This window comes from Enterobacter cloacae complex sp. IR5422, from assembly GCF_049238165.1.
Lineage (GTDB): Bacteria > Pseudomonadota > Gammaproteobacteria > Enterobacterales > Enterobacteriaceae > Enterobacter > Enterobacter roggenkampii.
The window spans coordinates 79881-95023 of the sequence record NZ_JBMKHT010000015.1 but is presented as its reverse complement, the minus strand read 5'-3'; the positions used below and the strand labels follow the sequence as shown (position 1 = coordinate 95023).

General features: G+C 54.8%; 14 protein-coding genes and 2 rRNA genes. 8 read left to right on the top strand and 8 right to left on the bottom strand.

All coding sequences use genetic code 11. The features are described 5' to 3' along the window. From ACOTXT_RS10015 to ACOTXT_RS10005, 3 genes are all read left to right on the top strand, one after another. Window positions 1–158, top strand: a 23S ribosomal RNA gene (locus ACOTXT_RS10015); the annotation flags it as partial. A 64-nt stretch (window positions 159–222) separates the two neighbouring features. Continuing rightward, a 5S ribosomal RNA gene (gene rrf, locus ACOTXT_RS10010) occupies window positions 223–338 on the top strand. A 206-nt stretch (window positions 339–544) separates the two neighbouring features. Further along, window positions 545–1840 (top strand): MFS transporter, encoded by a 1296-nt coding sequence (locus tag ACOTXT_RS10005; protein WP_008502198.1) that lies wholly within the window; start codon window positions 545–547, stop codon window positions 1838–1840. Here ACOTXT_RS10005 and ACOTXT_RS10000 read toward each other — a convergent pair. The 5 genes from ACOTXT_RS10000 to trxC form a co-directional block, all read right to left on the bottom strand. Further along, complete coding sequence (locus ACOTXT_RS10000; protein WP_008502197.1) at window positions 1837–2160, bottom strand: YfiM family lipoprotein; 324 nt, start codon at window positions 2158–2160, stop codon at window positions 1837–1839. The genes ACOTXT_RS10005 and ACOTXT_RS10000 overlap by 4 nt on opposite strands. 45 nt (window positions 2161–2205) lie before the next feature. After that, on the bottom strand, window positions 2206–3561 hold the full coding sequence (gene pssA / locus ACOTXT_RS09995) for a CDP-diacylglycerol--serine O-phosphatidyltransferase (RefSeq protein ID WP_023294337.1): 1356 nt from the start codon (window positions 3559–3561) through the stop codon (window positions 2206–2208). Window positions 3562–3671: 110 nt separating this feature from the next. Then, window positions 3672–6335: a bifunctional acetate--CoA ligase family protein/GNAT family N-acetyltransferase gene (locus ACOTXT_RS09990; RefSeq protein ID WP_100121721.1), complete on the bottom strand. Its 2664-nt coding sequence runs from the start codon at window positions 6333–6335 to the stop codon at window positions 3672–3674. 35 nt (window positions 6336–6370) lie between these two features. Then, window positions 6371–7069, bottom strand: coding sequence for a tRNA-uridine aminocarboxypropyltransferase (gene tapT / locus ACOTXT_RS09985; RefSeq protein ID WP_008502194.1), 699 nt, complete (start codon window positions 7067–7069; stop codon window positions 6371–6373). Between the two features lie 69 nt (window positions 7070–7138). Beyond that, complete coding sequence (trxC, locus tag ACOTXT_RS09980; RefSeq protein WP_021241886.1) at window positions 7139–7558, bottom strand: thioredoxin TrxC; 420 nt, start codon at window positions 7556–7558, stop codon at window positions 7139–7141. A gap of 204 nt (window positions 7559–7762) precedes the next feature. On the opposite strand from trxC, the gene ACOTXT_RS09975 reads away from it, so the two are divergent. Then, window positions 7763–8863, top strand: a complete 1101-nt coding sequence (locus ACOTXT_RS09975) for a tRNA/rRNA methyltransferase (RefSeq protein WP_333166005.1) — start codon at window positions 7763–7765, stop codon at window positions 8861–8863. A gap of 40 nt (window positions 8864–8903) precedes the next feature. Here ACOTXT_RS09975 and ung read toward each other — a convergent pair whose 3' ends face one another. Beyond that, on the bottom strand, window positions 8904–9593 hold the full coding sequence (ung, locus tag ACOTXT_RS09970; protein ID WP_008502191.1) for a uracil-DNA glycosylase: 690 nt from the start codon (window positions 9591–9593) through the stop codon (window positions 8904–8906). A gap of 313 nt (window positions 9594–9906) precedes the next feature. Between ung and grcA the strand changes: the two genes are divergently transcribed. Further along, complete coding sequence (gene grcA, locus ACOTXT_RS09965; RefSeq protein WP_008502190.1) at window positions 9907–10290, top strand: autonomous glycyl radical cofactor GrcA; 384 nt, start codon at window positions 9907–9909, stop codon at window positions 10288–10290. Window positions 10291–10340: 50 nt separating this feature from the next. On the opposite strand, the gene srmB is transcribed toward grcA, so the two are convergent. After that, window positions 10341–11669 carry an ATP-dependent RNA helicase SrmB gene (gene srmB, locus ACOTXT_RS09960; protein WP_055321212.1) on the bottom strand — a complete coding sequence of 443 codons (1329 nt, stop codon included), beginning with the start codon at window positions 11667–11669 and terminating at the stop codon, window positions 10341–10343. 132 nt (window positions 11670–11801) lie between these two features. Between srmB and trmN the strand changes: the two genes are divergently transcribed. Beyond that, window positions 11802–12539: a tRNA(1)(Val) (adenine(37)-N(6))-methyltransferase TrmN gene (gene trmN / locus ACOTXT_RS09955; protein WP_032675352.1), complete on the top strand. Its 738-nt coding sequence runs from the start codon at window positions 11802–11804 to the stop codon at window positions 12537–12539. Here the strand turns inward: trmN and nadB are convergent. Further along, window positions 12524–14143: an L-aspartate oxidase gene (nadB, locus tag ACOTXT_RS09950; protein WP_055321213.1), complete on the bottom strand. Its 1620-nt coding sequence runs from the start codon at window positions 14141–14143 to the stop codon at window positions 12524–12526. The two genes, trmN and nadB, sit on opposite strands and share 16 nt — an antisense overlap. Window positions 14144–14444: 301 nt before the next feature. On the opposite strand from nadB, the gene rseD reads away from it, so the two are divergent. Continuing rightward, window positions 14445–14570, top strand: coding sequence for a rpoE leader peptide RseD (gene rseD / locus ACOTXT_RS09945; RefSeq protein WP_333166013.1), 126 nt, complete (start codon window positions 14445–14447; stop codon window positions 14568–14570). Next, complete coding sequence (gene rpoE, locus ACOTXT_RS09940) at window positions 14567–15142, top strand: RNA polymerase sigma factor RpoE (protein WP_006176728.1); 576 nt, start codon at window positions 14567–14569, stop codon at window positions 15140–15142. The genes rseD and rpoE overlap by 4 nt, the downstream gene beginning before the upstream one ends. Window position 15143: the final 1 nt, after the last annotated feature.

Genomic DNA, 15143 nt, shown 5'->3' with positions numbered 1-15143 from the left:
GAAAGCATCTAAGCACGAAACTTGCCCCGAGATGAGTTCTCCCTGAGACTTTAAGTCTCCTGAAGGAACGTTGAAGACGACGACGTTGATAGGTCGGGTGTGTAAGCGCAGCGATGCGTTGAGCTAACCGATACTAATGAACCGTGAGGCTTAACCTTACAACGCCGAAGATGTTTTGGCGAAGAGACAGATTTTCAGCCTGATACAGATTAACAGAATTTGCCTGGCGGCTTTAGCGCGGTGGTCCCACCTGACCCCATGCCGAACTCAGAAGTGAAACGCCGTAGCGCCGATGGTAGTGTGGGGTCTCCCCATGTGAGAGTAGGGAACTGCCAGGCATCAATTAGAAGAACCCCGTACCGAAAGGTGCGGGGTTTTTTGCTTTTATCTCTACCCTGGCCTTTCTCTTAATCCCTTATCCTGCTAATGGAATGTGTGATCCCTGTCGCAATGTTATTTATAACAAAATTATAACATTTCATTTACGAGGTTATTGAGCCTTCTGGCTCAATACGCCGCAGTTTATGGCAGGAGCATAATCACAATGACAGAAAGCATGACATCACACGGGACGCTGGCTCACAGTGATACCCGAAGAAGGGTATGGGCAATCATCAGCGCCTCTTCAGGGAATCTGGTTGAATGGTTCGACTTTTACGTCTACTCATTCTGTTCACTCTACTTCGCACATATTTTCTTCCCATCCGGCAACACCACTACACAGCTGCTACAAACAGCTGGGGTTTTTGCCGCAGGGTTTTTAATGCGACCCATCGGGGGCTGGCTGTTCGGCCGTATAGCGGATCGTCGCGGGCGTAAGGCCTCTATGCTGATCTCGGTGTGTATGATGTGCTTTGGCTCGCTGGTGATCGCCTGCTTACCGGGATATGAATCGATTGGCACCTGGGCACCGGCGCTACTTTTGCTGGCCCGCTTATTTCAGGGATTATCGGTGGGCGGTGAATACGGTACCAGTGCGACCTACATGAGCGAAATTGCACTGGAAGGCCGTAAAGGTTTTTACGCCTCATTCCAGTACGTCACGCTGATTGGCGGTCAACTGCTGGCCATTCTTGTGGTGGTGATCCTGCAGCAGATTTTGACGGACGAACAACTTCATGCCTGGGGATGGCGAATTCCTTTCGCAATGGGGGCAGTGCTGGCGATTGTCGCACTTTGGCTACGCCGTCAGTTAGATGAAACCTCTCAGAAAGAGGTCCGGATGCTGAAGGAGGCGGGAACATTCAAAGGGTTATGGCGTAACCGCAAAGCTTTCCTGATGGTGCTGGGCTTCACTGCGGGCGGCTCTCTCAGTTTTTATACTTTCACCACCTATATGCAAAAGTACCTGGTGAATACCACCGGCATGCACGCAAACGTCGCCAGTGTGGTCATGACCGCGGCGCTGTTTGTCTTTATGCTCATACAGCCGATCGTCGGTGCGCTCTCGGACAAAATTGGCCGACGTACCTCAATGCTCATTTTTGGCGGATTATCGGCATTATGTACCGTTCCCATTCTGACAGCGCTTCAGCATGTCTCTTCACCGTATGCCGCCTTTGCGCTGGTGATGGTGGCGATGGTGATTGTCAGTTTCTATACCTCCATCAGTGGGATACTGAAAGCCGAGATGTTCCCGGCGCAGGTCCGCGCGTTAGGGGTAGGGCTCTCTTATGCGGTAGCCAACGCGGTGTTTGGCGGATCGGCGGAGTACGTCGCGCTGTCGCTTAAATCATGGGGAAGCGAAACGACATTCTTCTGGTACGTAACGGGAATGGGGGCACTGGCGTTTGTTGTCTCCCTGATGCTGCATCGCAAAGGGAAAGGCATTCGACTTTAATAGCGCGCCATCTGCCATACGGCATAGCCGGTCGTTGCGCCGGCGACATCCCAGGCGAAATCTTTCCAGCTCCAGCCGCTCCCTGCGGGGCGGCTATCCCACAGTTCTTTTGATGCCCCAAGACCTACTGAGAACATCAACCCGATCGCCGCGCTACGATCCCGGCTGTATCCCTGGTGCTGGGCATATTCATTACCGGCTGCGGACAACATCGCGGAAGCGAGGAAATGCTGTGCTTTGTCCTGTCCGGACCAGCTATCGTTAGCCATATGGCTACAGCCACTCAGGAAGAGCACACTCAGTACCAGAGGAATACGCATCAACGGGCTCCATAAAAAAGCCCTGCGGGTGACAGGGCCTGGATATTACAGAATACGGCTGATAAGTCGGTCGATACGGATACGACGTAAGCGGCGAATAAGCTTGCGAACTTTTACCGGATAATCGGCAATGCTCTGCAGTTCGCGGTAGTGATTCACGACGGTCGTATGGGTGCGAATCAGTTCCAGCTCGCGTTCACGTTGGGCGGCTAACTCATGCTGCGGGTCATGAATCAGGATAGCGTTTTCCAGATCCAGTCGCCATGCGCGCGGGTTCAGGTTGTTACCTGTCAGCAGCATCCACTCATCGTCGACCCACATGCCTTTGAGATGGTAACTATTGTCTTCATCTTTCCAGAGACGCACAACCAGCTGGTCAGTGTTGACGTAATACTGTAAGCGGCTCAGGAAACGACGCAGGTTAATCTCATAGAGATAAGGCAGCGCACCAATGATTTTGAACGGCTGATCTTCGGGAATGAAGAAGTCATTTGCCGTTTTATCACCCACGATGATTTCCACTTTTTTACCCTCGCGCAGCAGCTGAATGATATTACGCACCAGCACGGCAGGAAGGTTGAAATACGGCGTGCAGATAGTCAGTTTCTGCTCCGCGCACGGCATCAGATGGAAAATCGTTTTGTTCAGCAGGCTTGATTTGCCGAGCCCTACCAGCGGGGTAACGGATAACTCTTCGTTGTTCGCATCGCCCTGGAAATGATAGACCGCATCGCGCAGCTCCTGGCGGAAGGCGCGAACATCGTTTTTGATCTCCGGGCTTTTCGGGCGCTCGGGATCGTCAAGACGATTAACGCCACGGCCATGAACCAGATTCTTATCAACCCAGTTGAACATGATATCGGCCATCTGCGGATTACGGATCAGATGGTAGCGGTCGTAGCGATATTTATCGAGCTGATGAAGGTAGACATCATTGAGGCTGGCGCCGCTGTATAGCACGCTGTCATCAATGATGAACCCCTTGAAATGAAGAACGCCGAGCGCTTCACGGGTATTCACCGGGACGCCATAAACAGGCACGTCAACGCCAGGATTTTCCTGCGCCGTGCGGCAATACCAGTCAGCATTGGTGTTTGATGCGGCAGCGCCAATACGGCCACGCTGGGCGCGATGCCAGTCTACCAGCACGCGAACATCCAGTTCCGGACGCTGACGTTTGGCTTCATAGAGCGCGTTCAGGATCGCGCGCCCGCCTTCATCCTGTTCAAGATACAGTGCCACAATGCAAATGCGTCGCGTGGCGCTGGCTATCTTTTCCAGAAGCGTCTCCCGAAAATGAGCGGGAGCGTAAAAGAACTCTACATCATCAACTGACTGAGAAATCTTCGGTAGTTGAGCAAGGTGTTGTTGATGTTTATTACGCTTAAATTTTGACAACATCACAGTGCGTTTCTTCTCTGTTCATTGAAGGGTTGTCTGTACTATGCAAACAACATAAGCGGACAATGATACCACCAGTCCCGTCCAAAGTGGGTAACATTTCCAGTAGCTTACTCGCGTTTGTCTGCTGATGTCAGACTGAGGGATAAGGCAACAATACCTTCGTCCAGCTGAATATCAACGTCAAACCCAAGTTTTCGCGCCAGGGTCACCATACCGCGATTGTTAGGCATAGTAATGCCATTAAGGCGTAACAATCCGTGATCTCGCGTATAACTGATGAGTTTTTCCAGCAGTCGTCTTCCCAGGCCCAGACCTTTAAGATCGGAGCGCACCAGCACGGCAAACTCCGCATCGACGTTATCCGGGTCAGAAATGGCACGCGTGACGCCGAGGATCTCATCACCTTTATCGGCGCGACGAACGGCAACAAACGCCATTTCTCGATCGTAGTCGATCTGGGTCATATTGGCTAAATCATCGTGGGTAAATTCGTTGATTTCGCTAAAATAGCGATAATAAAGATCCTCTTTCGTGACCTGAGAGATAAAGGCCCGCAGCTGGGGCTCATCTTCCGGCAGAATAGGGCGGAACAGGGCGCGTTCCCCATTTTTCATCTCAACCCACTCCTCTAGCTGCAGAGGGTACGGGCGGATCGCCAGACGGCTCTCGCTGTCTCCTTCGAATGGCGCGATATCCAGGGTCACGTCCAGCGCCGTAAACTCATTGCCGGAGGCGAGCAGCGGATGAATGTCCAGCCGCTGGATCTCGGCACAATCCACAATCAGGTTAGAGACCTGTACCAGGAACTGACTTAGCCCGGCAATATCAAGCGGACGTAGCGCGCTCCGGCCGCGGATCTTTTTGCTTTTAATCGCCTGGATGATGAGATAACGCGCCAGGTTCATGTTCAGCGGCGGTAACGCCACCACGGCCTGCTCCTCCGGGCGCCACTCCACGCCGCCTTCACCCAGCATGATGAGCGGGCCGAAAACGGGATCGTGTTCGACCACCACGCGTAACTCCTGAGCGCCTGCGCGGTTAGCCATGCTTTGCACCAGCAAGCCGTGGATCCTTGCCTGCGGCCAGGCCATTTTGACCCGATCGAAGATGGCATCGGCTGCCTGCTGCACCTCTGCCGCCGTCCGCAGGTAGAGCATCACCCCCTGAACGTCAGACTTATGCGGAATATCCGGCGAACGCAGCTTCAGGGCAACCGGATAGCCAATCTGCTCGGCAATATGCACGGCCTCAGCGCTGTCGCTGGCGATCCAGGTCGGCAGGGTCTGCATCCCGTAGCTGCCCAGAATGGGCTGGACCTCATGCGTATCCAGCGACGTCGCGCCCTCTTCAATCGCCTGCTGCAACAGCCGGTGAACGTCGACGGTGTTGGCCGTCAGATTGCCGGGCAACGCCGGCGTCTCGCGGAGCTGTTTCTGGTTGCGGCGATATTCCACCATATGCATAAACGCGGTTATGGTGCCTTCCGGCGTGCGGTAGGTTGGCAGTCCGGCTTCGCTGAACAGGCGTCGCGCCTCCTGCGAAGAAAACTCACCGCACCAGTTGGTGAGCAGGGTGACATATTTGCCTCGCGGATGATTGCGCACGGCCTCAATGAGCGCGCGCGCGCTTTCGCTGCCCGGCGCGACCGCGCTGGGGGAGTGAATAATCATCAGCGCGTCGAAATCCTGGCTATCCAGCAAAATGGAAATGGCCCTGATATAGCGGTCGCTACTGGCGTCATCGCGTAAATCAAGCGGATTGCCGGGCGTCACGCTGGTCGGAAGCGCATCTTTCAGGCGCTGCAGCGTCTCTTCACTCAGCGTGGCCAGCTTGCCGAAGCGCCGCCACAGCTCATCCAGCGCGAGTGCGGCAGGGGCGGCGCCGTTACTGACAATCATTAACTTCTCGCCGCGCAACGGGCGCATATGGCTTAACGTCTCAACGGCGGAAAAAAGCTCGTGCGTATCCTGCACCCGCAGCAAACCCGCGCGCTGAATAGCGGCGTCCCAGGCGGGATCCATGCCGGAATGCGACTGCAGCAGACGCTGAGCCGCAGGGCTGCGCCCGCTTTTGATTACCAGGATCGGCTTATTGCGCGACGCGCTTCGCGAAGCCGAGACAAAACGACGCGCGTCGCTGAGGTGCTCAAGATAAAGCAGAATCGCACTGGTTTTACCGTCGCGCGCCAGAAAATCCAGCAGCTCATCAACGTCGATATCCAGACTGTCGCCGAGAGCAATGAAGTAGGAGAATCCCATTTCACGCTGCTGCGCCCAGTCGAGGATGGTGTTCGATACCGCAGCCGACTGCGAGATAAACGCGAGCTTGCCTTTGCGGATCGGAACCGGAGAGAAGCTGGCATTTAAGCCCTGCCAGGGGGCGAGCAGGCCGAGACTGTTTGGTCCAAGAATGCGCATTTGATAGCGGCTGGCGCAGGCCAGAAGCTCGGCTTTCTGTTCAGGCGGAGACGAGAGAATAATGCAGGTTTTACAGCCTTTCTTGCCTAGCGATTCCAGCAGCTCCGGATTCCGTTTCGCGTTTGTACACAGTACGGCCAGATCCGGTACGAAAGGCAGGCTCTGTACATCAGGCCATGCAAGCACTCCCTGAACCGCCTTATACGCCGGCGTGACGGGCATGACGGGCCCATTAAATCCTCCGGCCAGCAGGTTGCGCATCATCAGATAGCCAGCACGATCCGGTTTCATTGATGCGCCGATGACGGCAATGGATTTAGGACGAAGTAGCGCTTCTAACCCTCGCTGGCTCATGCAGGCCTCCTGTGAATGCAAGCGACCTGATGATTTTAAACGCTTTCCGTCTCGGCTGCTGTGACGCTGCCCTTATGAACGGTTTTTCCCGCCAGATAGCGTTCCCGGAAACAGGAGAAATGGTTGCCCAGGGCGCCAGCCGCAGCGGTATCACCCGCCAGATCCAGAAGCGCAATGGCCACTTCGGCGGTGCAGTATTGCCCGTCAGCATGCGCTTCACGCAGGCGGTAGGCGGAGACGCGGGAAAGATCGACAGAAATCACCGGCAGTGCGTCGAGATAAGGGCTTTTGCGAAACATTTTTCGCGCTTCGGTCCAGGTGCCGTCCAGCATAATAAACAACGGCGGTTTACCGGATGGCGGCGTCGAAAGCACCTGACGATCGACACCTGCATATGACGCGGGGAAAACGACCATCGGCTGATAGTCCGGGCTTGCCACTAAGTCGAGCAGGGCCTGAGGGGGCTCCGTGCGGGACCACTGAAACGCCGCGGTATCCGGCAGAATATCGGCAATCAGGCGACCAGTATTGCTGGGCTTCATCGGCTCGGTATCAAACATGACCAGACAAAAACGGCTCTGTGCCGAACTTGGGGTCAGCGTCTCGCACAGGCAAACCTTCAGCGGCAGCAGGCAACGCTGACAGCGGCGAATACGGTTTCCGCGCGCGAGGAACGGACGGGTGGCGCGCGCAAGGCGTTCGGCGCGTAATTGAAGAACAGCGTTATCAGTCATGGGCGAAATGCAGGAAAAACCCTATTTTCGCAGAGGCGGGAACGGGGCACAAGATGTGCCCCGTGAATGTTACAGTGATTCGTTAAGCCAGCTATCAAACGGGGCTTTAGGCACCGCACCGTTGAGCATGTCGACCACTTCACCCTTTTTGAAAATCATAATCGTCGGGATGCTGCGAATGCGAAAACGGGCGCTCAGTTCAGGTTCAGCTTCAGTATTGACCTTAACGAAACGTATTTTCCCGCTGCGTTCTTCGGCCACGTCTTCGAAGATCGGCGCGAAGCTTCGGCATGGGCCACACCAGGGCGCCCAGAAATCCACTACGACAGGCAGATCGTCCTTGAGGAGTTTGTCCAGCGTAGCACCCGTCGCGTTAATGACATCGCCATCAAACAATTCATGGCCACAACGTCCGCATTTCGCACCATCTTCAATCCGATCGTCCGGAATGCGGTTAAGAGCCTGACAGTTGGCACATACGGTATTCATAACTAACCTCTGATAGAGCCGTGGGACAGCGGCAAGACGCCGATAATGTTTCTAATATGTTACATATTATCAATGAGCCTGTTTGAAACAACAATGCGTTTTATTCAATGAGAACAATAGTCACAGGCTTTTGTACGAAATTATGGCTATGCGCTGGCACATCGGGTAATCTGCGCGCTTCGCGCAGCGCTGGTGGAGAAAAGCATGAACGACGAAATGAAAAACAAAAGCGGCAAGGTCAAAGTGATGTATGTCCGCAGTGATGATGACTCTGATAAACGCACCCAAAATCCGCGTACCGGAAAAGGTGGCGGGCGTCCGGCATCTTCTCGTGCAGACGGTGGCCGTCGCCCCGCCCGCGATGACAGAAACAACCGCGGTGATGACCGCAAACGTGATGACCGCAAGCGTGACGATCGCAAACGCGATGACCGTCCGCGGGATGACTTCTCACGTGATAACGCCTCCCCGTGGCGCACCGTTTCTCGTGCCCCTGGCGATGAAACGCCAGAAAAGGCCGATCACGGCGGTATCAGCGGTAAAAGCTTTATCGACCCGGAAGTGCTGCGCCGTCAGCGTGCGGAAGAGACCCGCGTGTATGGCGAGAACGCCTGCCAGGCGCTGTTCCAGAGCCGTCCTGAATGTATCGTCCGCGCCTGGTTTATTCAGAGCGTAACCCCGCGCTTTAAAGAAGCGCTGCGCTGGATGGCGGCAAACCGCAAAGCCTACCACGTGGTTGATGATGCCGAGCTGACCAAAGCATCCGGTACCGAACACCACGGCGGCGTCTGCTTCCTGATCAAAAAACGTAACGGCACCACCGTTCAGCAGTGGGTCAGTCAGGCGGATGCCGATGACTGCGTGCTGGCGCTGGAAGATGTGGGCAACCCGCATAACCTGGGCGCAATGATGCGTAGCTGCGCGCACTTTGGCGTGAAAGGCGTACTGCTGCAGGATGCCGCGCTGCTGGAATCCGGCGCTGCGATCCGTACTGCGGAAGGCGGAGCCGAGCACGTACAGCCGATCACCGACGATAGCGTGCTGGATGCCCTTGAGCAGTTCCGTAAAGCGGGTTATTCCATCGTGACTACCTCGAGCCATGCCGGTACGCCGCTGTTTAAAGCGACGCTGCCACGCAAGATGGTGCTGGTGCTGGGTCAGGAACGCGATGGTCTGTCTGATGCGGCGCTCTCCAGTGCGGATCTGAGCGTCTCAATCGATGGGACAGGCAATGTGGAAAGTCTGAACGTATCCGTTGCAACCGGCGTACTGCTGGCCGAATGGTGGCGTCAGAATAAGGCATAAGCCTCTTCATGTGCCGGGCCTGACCCGGCACATTCAAATACTACTCGCTCTCTGCCGGTAACACAGGCATCCAGTCAATTGGCGTTTCGCCATGTTTTTCCAGCCATTCGTTCGCCAGAACAAAATGATTACTGCCAAAGAAACCGCGATGTGCAGACAGCGGTGACGGGTGCGGCGCTTTCAACACGTGATGACGCTGGCGGTCAATAATCGCCCCTTTCTTCTGCGCATGCGATCCCCAGAGTAAAAACACGACCCCTTCACGGTGTTCGTTGATCAGGCTGATGACTTTATCGGTGAACGTCTCCCAGCCCAGACTGGCATGCGAGTGCGCCTGGCCGGCCCGTACGGTGAGTACCGTGTTCAATAACAACACGCCCTGGCGCGCCCAGCTTTCCAGGTAGCCGTGGTTTGGTCGGGTAAACCCGGGCACGGTTCCTTCAAGCTCTTTATACATATTGAGCAGAGAAGGGGGGATCGCCACGCCCGGACGTACGGAAAATGCCAGCCCATGCGCCTGGCCCGGACCGTGATAGGGATCCTGGCCCAGAATGACCACTTTCACATCGCTCAGTTCGGTGTAGCGAAAGGCGTTGAACACATCTTTCTGCGGTGGGTAAATCGTCTGTCCGGACTGACGCTCAGCCGCAACGGTGTTGAGCGTATTGATAAAATAGGGCTGCTGCTTTTCTTCTGCCAGCACGTCATGCCAGGTTAAAGGTGTCGTCATCTCGCTCTCCTGCGAATCTCAATCTCTGACTAGCTTACCTGCTAAAGCCCGGTGAGCAAAATTCCACGCCGAAATGTGCGCTAAGTAGCTAAATTTATGTTGAAAATGTGCAGGATAAATTGAATTGGTAAGGTCGTAAAATTGATCTAAAGCAATAAACTCAAACCACACTCTTTATGTGGTTGGTGTTTTTGTTGATTTAAATCAATAAATCACCGAGGTGTGAATGATATATATACACACAAGAAACAATGGTTTTACCAATTGGCCGCGAGAGGCCGACATCAGTTAATGTAGCCTAGGGAGGCAACACATGATTACAGGTATCCAGATTACTAAAGCTGCAAATGACGATCTGCTCAACTCTTTCTGGCTGCTGGACAGCGAGAAAAACGAAGCGCGCTGTGTCGTCGCGAAAGCGGGTTTTGCTGAAGATGAAATCGTGCCGGTGAGCAAACTGGGCGAAATCGAGTACCGTGAAATTCCAATGGAAGTGAAGCCAGAAGTGCGCGTGGAAGGTGGTCAGCACCTGAACGTAAACGTACTGCGCCGCGAAACGCTGATGGACGCGGTTGAGCATCCAGAAAAATACCCGCAGCTGACCATTCGCGTGTCTGGTTATGCGGTACGCTTCAACTCTCTGACCCCAGAACAGCAGCGCGACGTTATCGCGCGTACCTTTACTGAAAGCCTGTAAGGCTTCAGCTACGGGGGGAATAAAAAAGCCGGGGATTTCCCCGGCTTTTTTTACTCTTCCGTTTTTGTCTCTGATGCGGCAGAGCTTGGCTTACGGCGCTTACCAATATTTTTGGTGTCGCGGTGACGCTGCTTCACGCGCGGTTTCTCTTTTTCTTTCTCTTTTCTCTCAGCACGTTTCGCGAGCGCTTTCTTGGACGGTTTACCCGTCATTTTTTCACTCGGCGCACGTGTGGTTGGGCGCAAGCCATCAATAACCCGCGCTTTCAGCGGCTCATCAATATAGCGGCCAATTTTCTGCAGCAGCAGGTAGTCATGCGCTTCGACCAGTGAAATCGCAATACCTTTGCGGCCCGCGCGGCCGGTACGGCCAATACGGTGCAGATAGGTATCGCCGCTGCGCGGCATATCGAAGTTAATGACGTGGCTGACGTCCGGAATGTCGATCCCGCGAGCGGCCACGTCTGTGGCAACCAGCACGTTAACGCGACCGTCGGTCAGGCGCTTAATGCCTTCGGTACGCTTGATCTGCGCCATCTCGCCTTCGAGATAGCAGTTGTTGATCCCGGCATTACGCAGCATTTCTGCCAGCTCGTGCACGCGCTCGCGCTTACGCACAAACACGATTGTGCGCAGCGCATCTTCCTGCTTCAGCAGGTGTTTGAGCAATTCGACCTTGTGCTCAAGGTTGTCCGCGCGGTAGTACCACTGGTGGATCTTCTTACGCTCACGGGTGGACGGCGTCGCCGACACTTCTACCGGATCTTCCAGCAGACGCTCTGCGAAGTCTTTAATCGCTTCTCCTTCAAGGGTGGCAGAGAACAGCATGGTCTGGTTACGCCAGCGCGTTTCACCCGCAATATGCTCGATATCCTGTGCGAAACCCATGTCCAGCATACGGTCGGCTTCGTCGAGGATCAGCGTTTCAACCGCGCGGCAGTCGAAGTTCTCTTCTTTAATGTACTGCAGCAGGCGGCCTGTCGTCGCAACGACGATGTCCTGGTTTTCGCTGAACACTTCGGCGTGGTTCATATACGCAACGCCGCCGGTGATGGTAGCGATATCCAGATGGGTATTTGCCGCGAGTTCACGCGCGTGATCGGCCACCTGCATGGCCAGTTCGCGCGTCGGCGTCAGGATTAAAATACGCGGCGGGCCAGATTTTTTGCGTGGGAAGTCGAGCAGATGCTGCAACACAGGCAACAAATAGGCTGCAGTCTTCCCCGTACCGGTTGGCGCAGAACCGAGCACATCGCGGCCCTCAAGCGCAGGCGGAATGGCCGCTGCCTGAATGGCGGTCGGGCGTGTGAAGCCTTTGCTCTCAAGTGCATTGAGCAGGCTTTCATCGAGTTCAAGTTCGGAAAAAGTCGTTACAGTCATGTTCTACCTCTGTGTGGGGCGCTGATTATAGACGTTACGGCTGTAATCTTCATCTGTTTGTATGGATATCGCTTTTCGGCCACTTCGCTTTCCCCTATGCTACTCCAGTTTCACTTAGAAGGTTGCCCCGACATGTCTCAACTCAAAGCGCAACTGCGCCGCGATGGTTTTACGTTTAAACAATTTTTTGTCGCTCACGATCGCTGTGCCATGAAGGTCGGTACAGACGGTATTTTACTGGGAGCGTGGGCGCCTGTCGCAGGGGTTAAGCGTATTCTTGATATCGGTACTGGCAGCGGGCTGGTGGCATTGATGCTGGCGCAGCGCACGGAAGAGCATGTCACCATTGATGCCGTCGAACTGGACGCGCAGGCGGCAGAGCAGGCGAGTGACAATATGGCCGAATCGCCCTGGGCAGCCCGCATGAAAGTGGAATGTGCGGATGTGCTCGCCTGGGCGCCTGAACAAACCGCGCGTTACGATTTGATCGTCAGCAACCCTCCCTACTACGAGCCCGGCGTTGAGTGCGGGACACCCGAGCGCGAACAGGCGCGTTATACCCGTTCCCTCGATCATAAAGCGCTGCTCACCAGCGCGGCCGAGCTTATCTCCGAAGAGGGTTTTTTCTGCGTGGTCCTGCCTGAGAGTACGGGCAACACGTTCATCGGTATCGCGCAGGAGATCGGCTGGACGTTGCGTCTGCGTACCGATATTTCGGATACCGAAGGCCGACTGCCGCACCGCGTGCTGCTGGCGCTCTCGCCGAAAGAGGGGGAATGCTTTAACGATCGAATGGTGATCCGTGGGCCAGACCAGCGTTATTCCGAAGATTACACTGCCCTGACCCAGGCGTTTTATCTGTTTATGTAAACCTGCGGGGCGAGGATCGACGGGCCGGATTCAGCAAGCTGATCCGGGTAGTCCAGGGTATAGTGCAACCCCCGGCTCTCTTTACGCATCATCGCGCAGCGAACGATTAGCTCGGCAACTTGCACCAGGTTGCGCAGCTCCAGCAGATTATTCGATACGCGAAAATTGGCATAATACTCATCAATTTCCTGCTGCAGCATAGTGATGCGGCGCAACGCGCGTTCAAGACGTTTCGTGGTGCGCACAATCCCCACGTAATCCCACATAAACAGCCGTAGCTCATGCCAGTTGTGCTGGATCACGACCAGCTCGTCCGGGTTATCCACGCGGCTTTCATCCCAGGCAGGCAGGCGCTCTGTTTCGCGGGCGTAGGGCATGCGTTTCGTGATGTCTTCTGCGGCAGACCAGCCGTAGACCAGGCACTCCAGCAGCGAGTTAGAGGCCATACGGTTCGCGCCGTGAAGTCCGGTATAGCTGACCTCACCAATAGCATAAAGACCATCCACATCGGTACGCCCATGATCGTCAACCATCACCCCACCGCAGGTGTAGTGGGCGGCTGGCACAATGGGTACCGGATCGCGGGTTAAATCGATGCCAAGGTTGAGCAGTTTTTCGTAAATCATCGGGAAGTGCTGACGAATAAACTCTGCTGGCTTGTGGCTGATATCAAGATACATGCAGTCCACGCCAAGACGCTTCATTTCATGGTCGATGGCGCGGGCAACGATATCGCGCGGGGCCAGTTCTCCACGGGCGTCAAAGTCCGGCATAAAGCGGGTGCCGTCAGGGCGTTTCAGATAGGCGCCTTCGCCGCGCAGGGCTTCCGTCAGCAGGAAGTTGCGCGCCTGAGGATGGAACAGGGCGGTTGGGTGAAACTGATTGAACTCAAGATTCGCCACCCGGCAGCCGGCGCGCCAGGCCATCGCGATACCGTCTCCGGAGGCAATGTCCGGGTTCGTGGTGTACTGATACACTTTAGAGGCGCCGCCCGTGGCGAGCACCACAGCCTTCGCCTGGCAGGTTTCCACCTTCTCTTTTTTGCGGTTCCACACCCAGGCGCCCACCACACGACGCGTGCCCGGCAGGCCAATCTTGTCGGAGATAATCAGATCAACGGCATTGCTTCGTTCAAGCACCCGAATATTAGGATGGCTCAGCGCCTTGCCGACCAGCGTGGTCTCCACTTCTTTTCCGGTGGCATCCGCTGCGTGCAGGATGCGGCGGTGGCTATGGCCGCCTTCGCGCGTCAGGTGATAGCTCTCTTCACCGTTGGGTTGAACCTGCGTATCGAATAAGACGCCCTGGTCGATGAGCCACTGCACGCAATGGCGGGCATTGCTGGCGACAAACTCTGCGGCGTGCGCATCCACGATCCCGGCCCCGGCAATCAGCGTATCGTCGACGTGGGAGGCAATGCTGTCTGTCTCATCAAACACGGCGGCAATCCCGCCCTGGGCATAAAACGTGGAACCCTCGCTTATCGGCCCTTTACTCAGAACGATAACGTTTTGATGCTCGGCCAGGCGTAGCGCCAGAGAGAGACCGGCAGCGCCGCTGCCGATGATCAGTACATCACAATGGAGTTCAGGTGTTGTGTTCATGATTGTTGTTTAATTTACTAAACAGTGTTGGCTCAGAATAGCACCTGAATGCGATTTATCGCACGTTTTTTTTAACGGGTGTTGCAATGGCTAAACGCGTAAGCGGAGGTAAACGGAGGGTAAATGAGTGAAATTATTTTGCGAAGCAGATCGTTAGCGTCAGATTTTGTGATGAAATAAAGACTGGGTTGCGTTACTCTTCTGGCGGGAAAAAGATGTTTCTTGTCAGAAAGTGGTGCGTATCGTGAACAGACTTATAATGAGAGAAAATGAACAGTCTGCGGCGCGATGAACAAAAACAATGGCGTTACGGAACTTATTGAAGATCAGACACTCTAATTCGGTGCTTGCTCAAAGTGCGGTATTTTTAGAGTGGCGTTTCGATAACGCGTGGAATTTAGGTTTGGGGAGACATTACCTCGGATGAGCGAGCAGTTAACGGACCAGGTCCTGGTTGAACGGGTCCAGAAGGGAGATCAGAAAGCCTTTAACTTACTGGTGGTGCGCTACCAGCATAAGGTGGCGAGCCTGGTTTCCCGCTATGTACCGTCAGGCGATGTGCCTGATGTGGTGCAAGAGTCTTTTATTAAGGCCTATCGCGCGCTGGATTCGTTCCGGGGAGATAGTGCTTTTTATACCTGGCTGTACCGTATTGCGGTCAATACGGCAAAGAATTATCTGGTCGCTCAGGGCCGTCGTCCGCCTTCTAGTGATGTGGACGCAATCGACGCCGAAAACTTCGAAAGTGGCGGCGCATTGAAAGAAATTTCGAACCCTGAGAACTTAATGTTGTCAGAAGAACTGAGACAAATCGTTTTTCGCACGATCGAGTCGCTCCCGGAAGATTTACGCATGGCAATTACGTTACGGGAGCTGGATGGTCTGAGCTATGAAGAGATAGCCGCTATCATGGATTGTCCGGTCGGCACGGTACGTTCACGAATTTTCCGTGCGCGAGAAGCTATTGATAATAAAGTTCAACCGCTTATCAGGCGTTGAC

Coding starts and splice junctions, on each gene's coding strand:
- ACOTXT_RS09975 (WP_333166005.1), top strand. CDS start 7,763: ATGAACGACGAAATGAAAAACAAAAGCGGCAAGGTCAAAGTGATGTAT.
- pssA (WP_023294337.1), bottom strand. CDS start 3,561: ATGTTGTCAAAATTTAAGCGTAATAAACATCAACAACACCTTGCTCAA.
- nadB (WP_055321213.1), bottom strand. CDS start 14,143: ATGAACACAACACCTGAACTCCATTGTGATGTACTGATCATCGGCAGC.
- srmB (WP_055321212.1), bottom strand. CDS start 11,669: ATGACTGTAACGACTTTTTCCGAACTTGAACTCGATGAAAGCCTGCTC.
- ung (WP_008502191.1), bottom strand. CDS start 9,593: ATGACGACACCTTTAACCTGGCATGACGTGCTGGCAGAAGAAAAGCAG.
- ACOTXT_RS10000 (WP_008502197.1), bottom strand. CDS start 2,160: ATGCGTATTCCTCTGGTACTGAGTGTGCTCTTCCTGAGTGGCTGTAGC.
- trmN (WP_032675352.1), top strand. CDS start 11,802: ATGTCTCAACTCAAAGCGCAACTGCGCCGCGATGGTTTTACGTTTAAA.
- rseD (WP_333166013.1), top strand. CDS start 14,445: ATGGCGTTACGGAACTTATTGAAGATCAGACACTCTAATTCGGTGCTT.
- grcA (WP_008502190.1), top strand. CDS start 9,907: ATGATTACAGGTATCCAGATTACTAAAGCTGCAAATGACGATCTGCTC.
- ACOTXT_RS09990 (WP_100121721.1), bottom strand. CDS start 6,335: ATGAGCCAGCGAGGGTTAGAAGCGCTACTTCGTCCTAAATCCATTGCC.
- trxC (WP_021241886.1), bottom strand. CDS start 7,558: ATGAATACCGTATGTGCCAACTGTCAGGCTCTTAACCGCATTCCGGAC.
- rpoE (WP_006176728.1), top strand. CDS start 14,567: ATGAGCGAGCAGTTAACGGACCAGGTCCTGGTTGAACGGGTCCAGAAG.
- ACOTXT_RS10005 (WP_008502198.1), top strand. CDS start 545: ATGACAGAAAGCATGACATCACACGGGACGCTGGCTCACAGTGATACC.
- tapT (WP_008502194.1), bottom strand. CDS start 7,069: ATGACTGATAACGCTGTTCTTCAATTACGCGCCGAACGCCTTGCGCGC.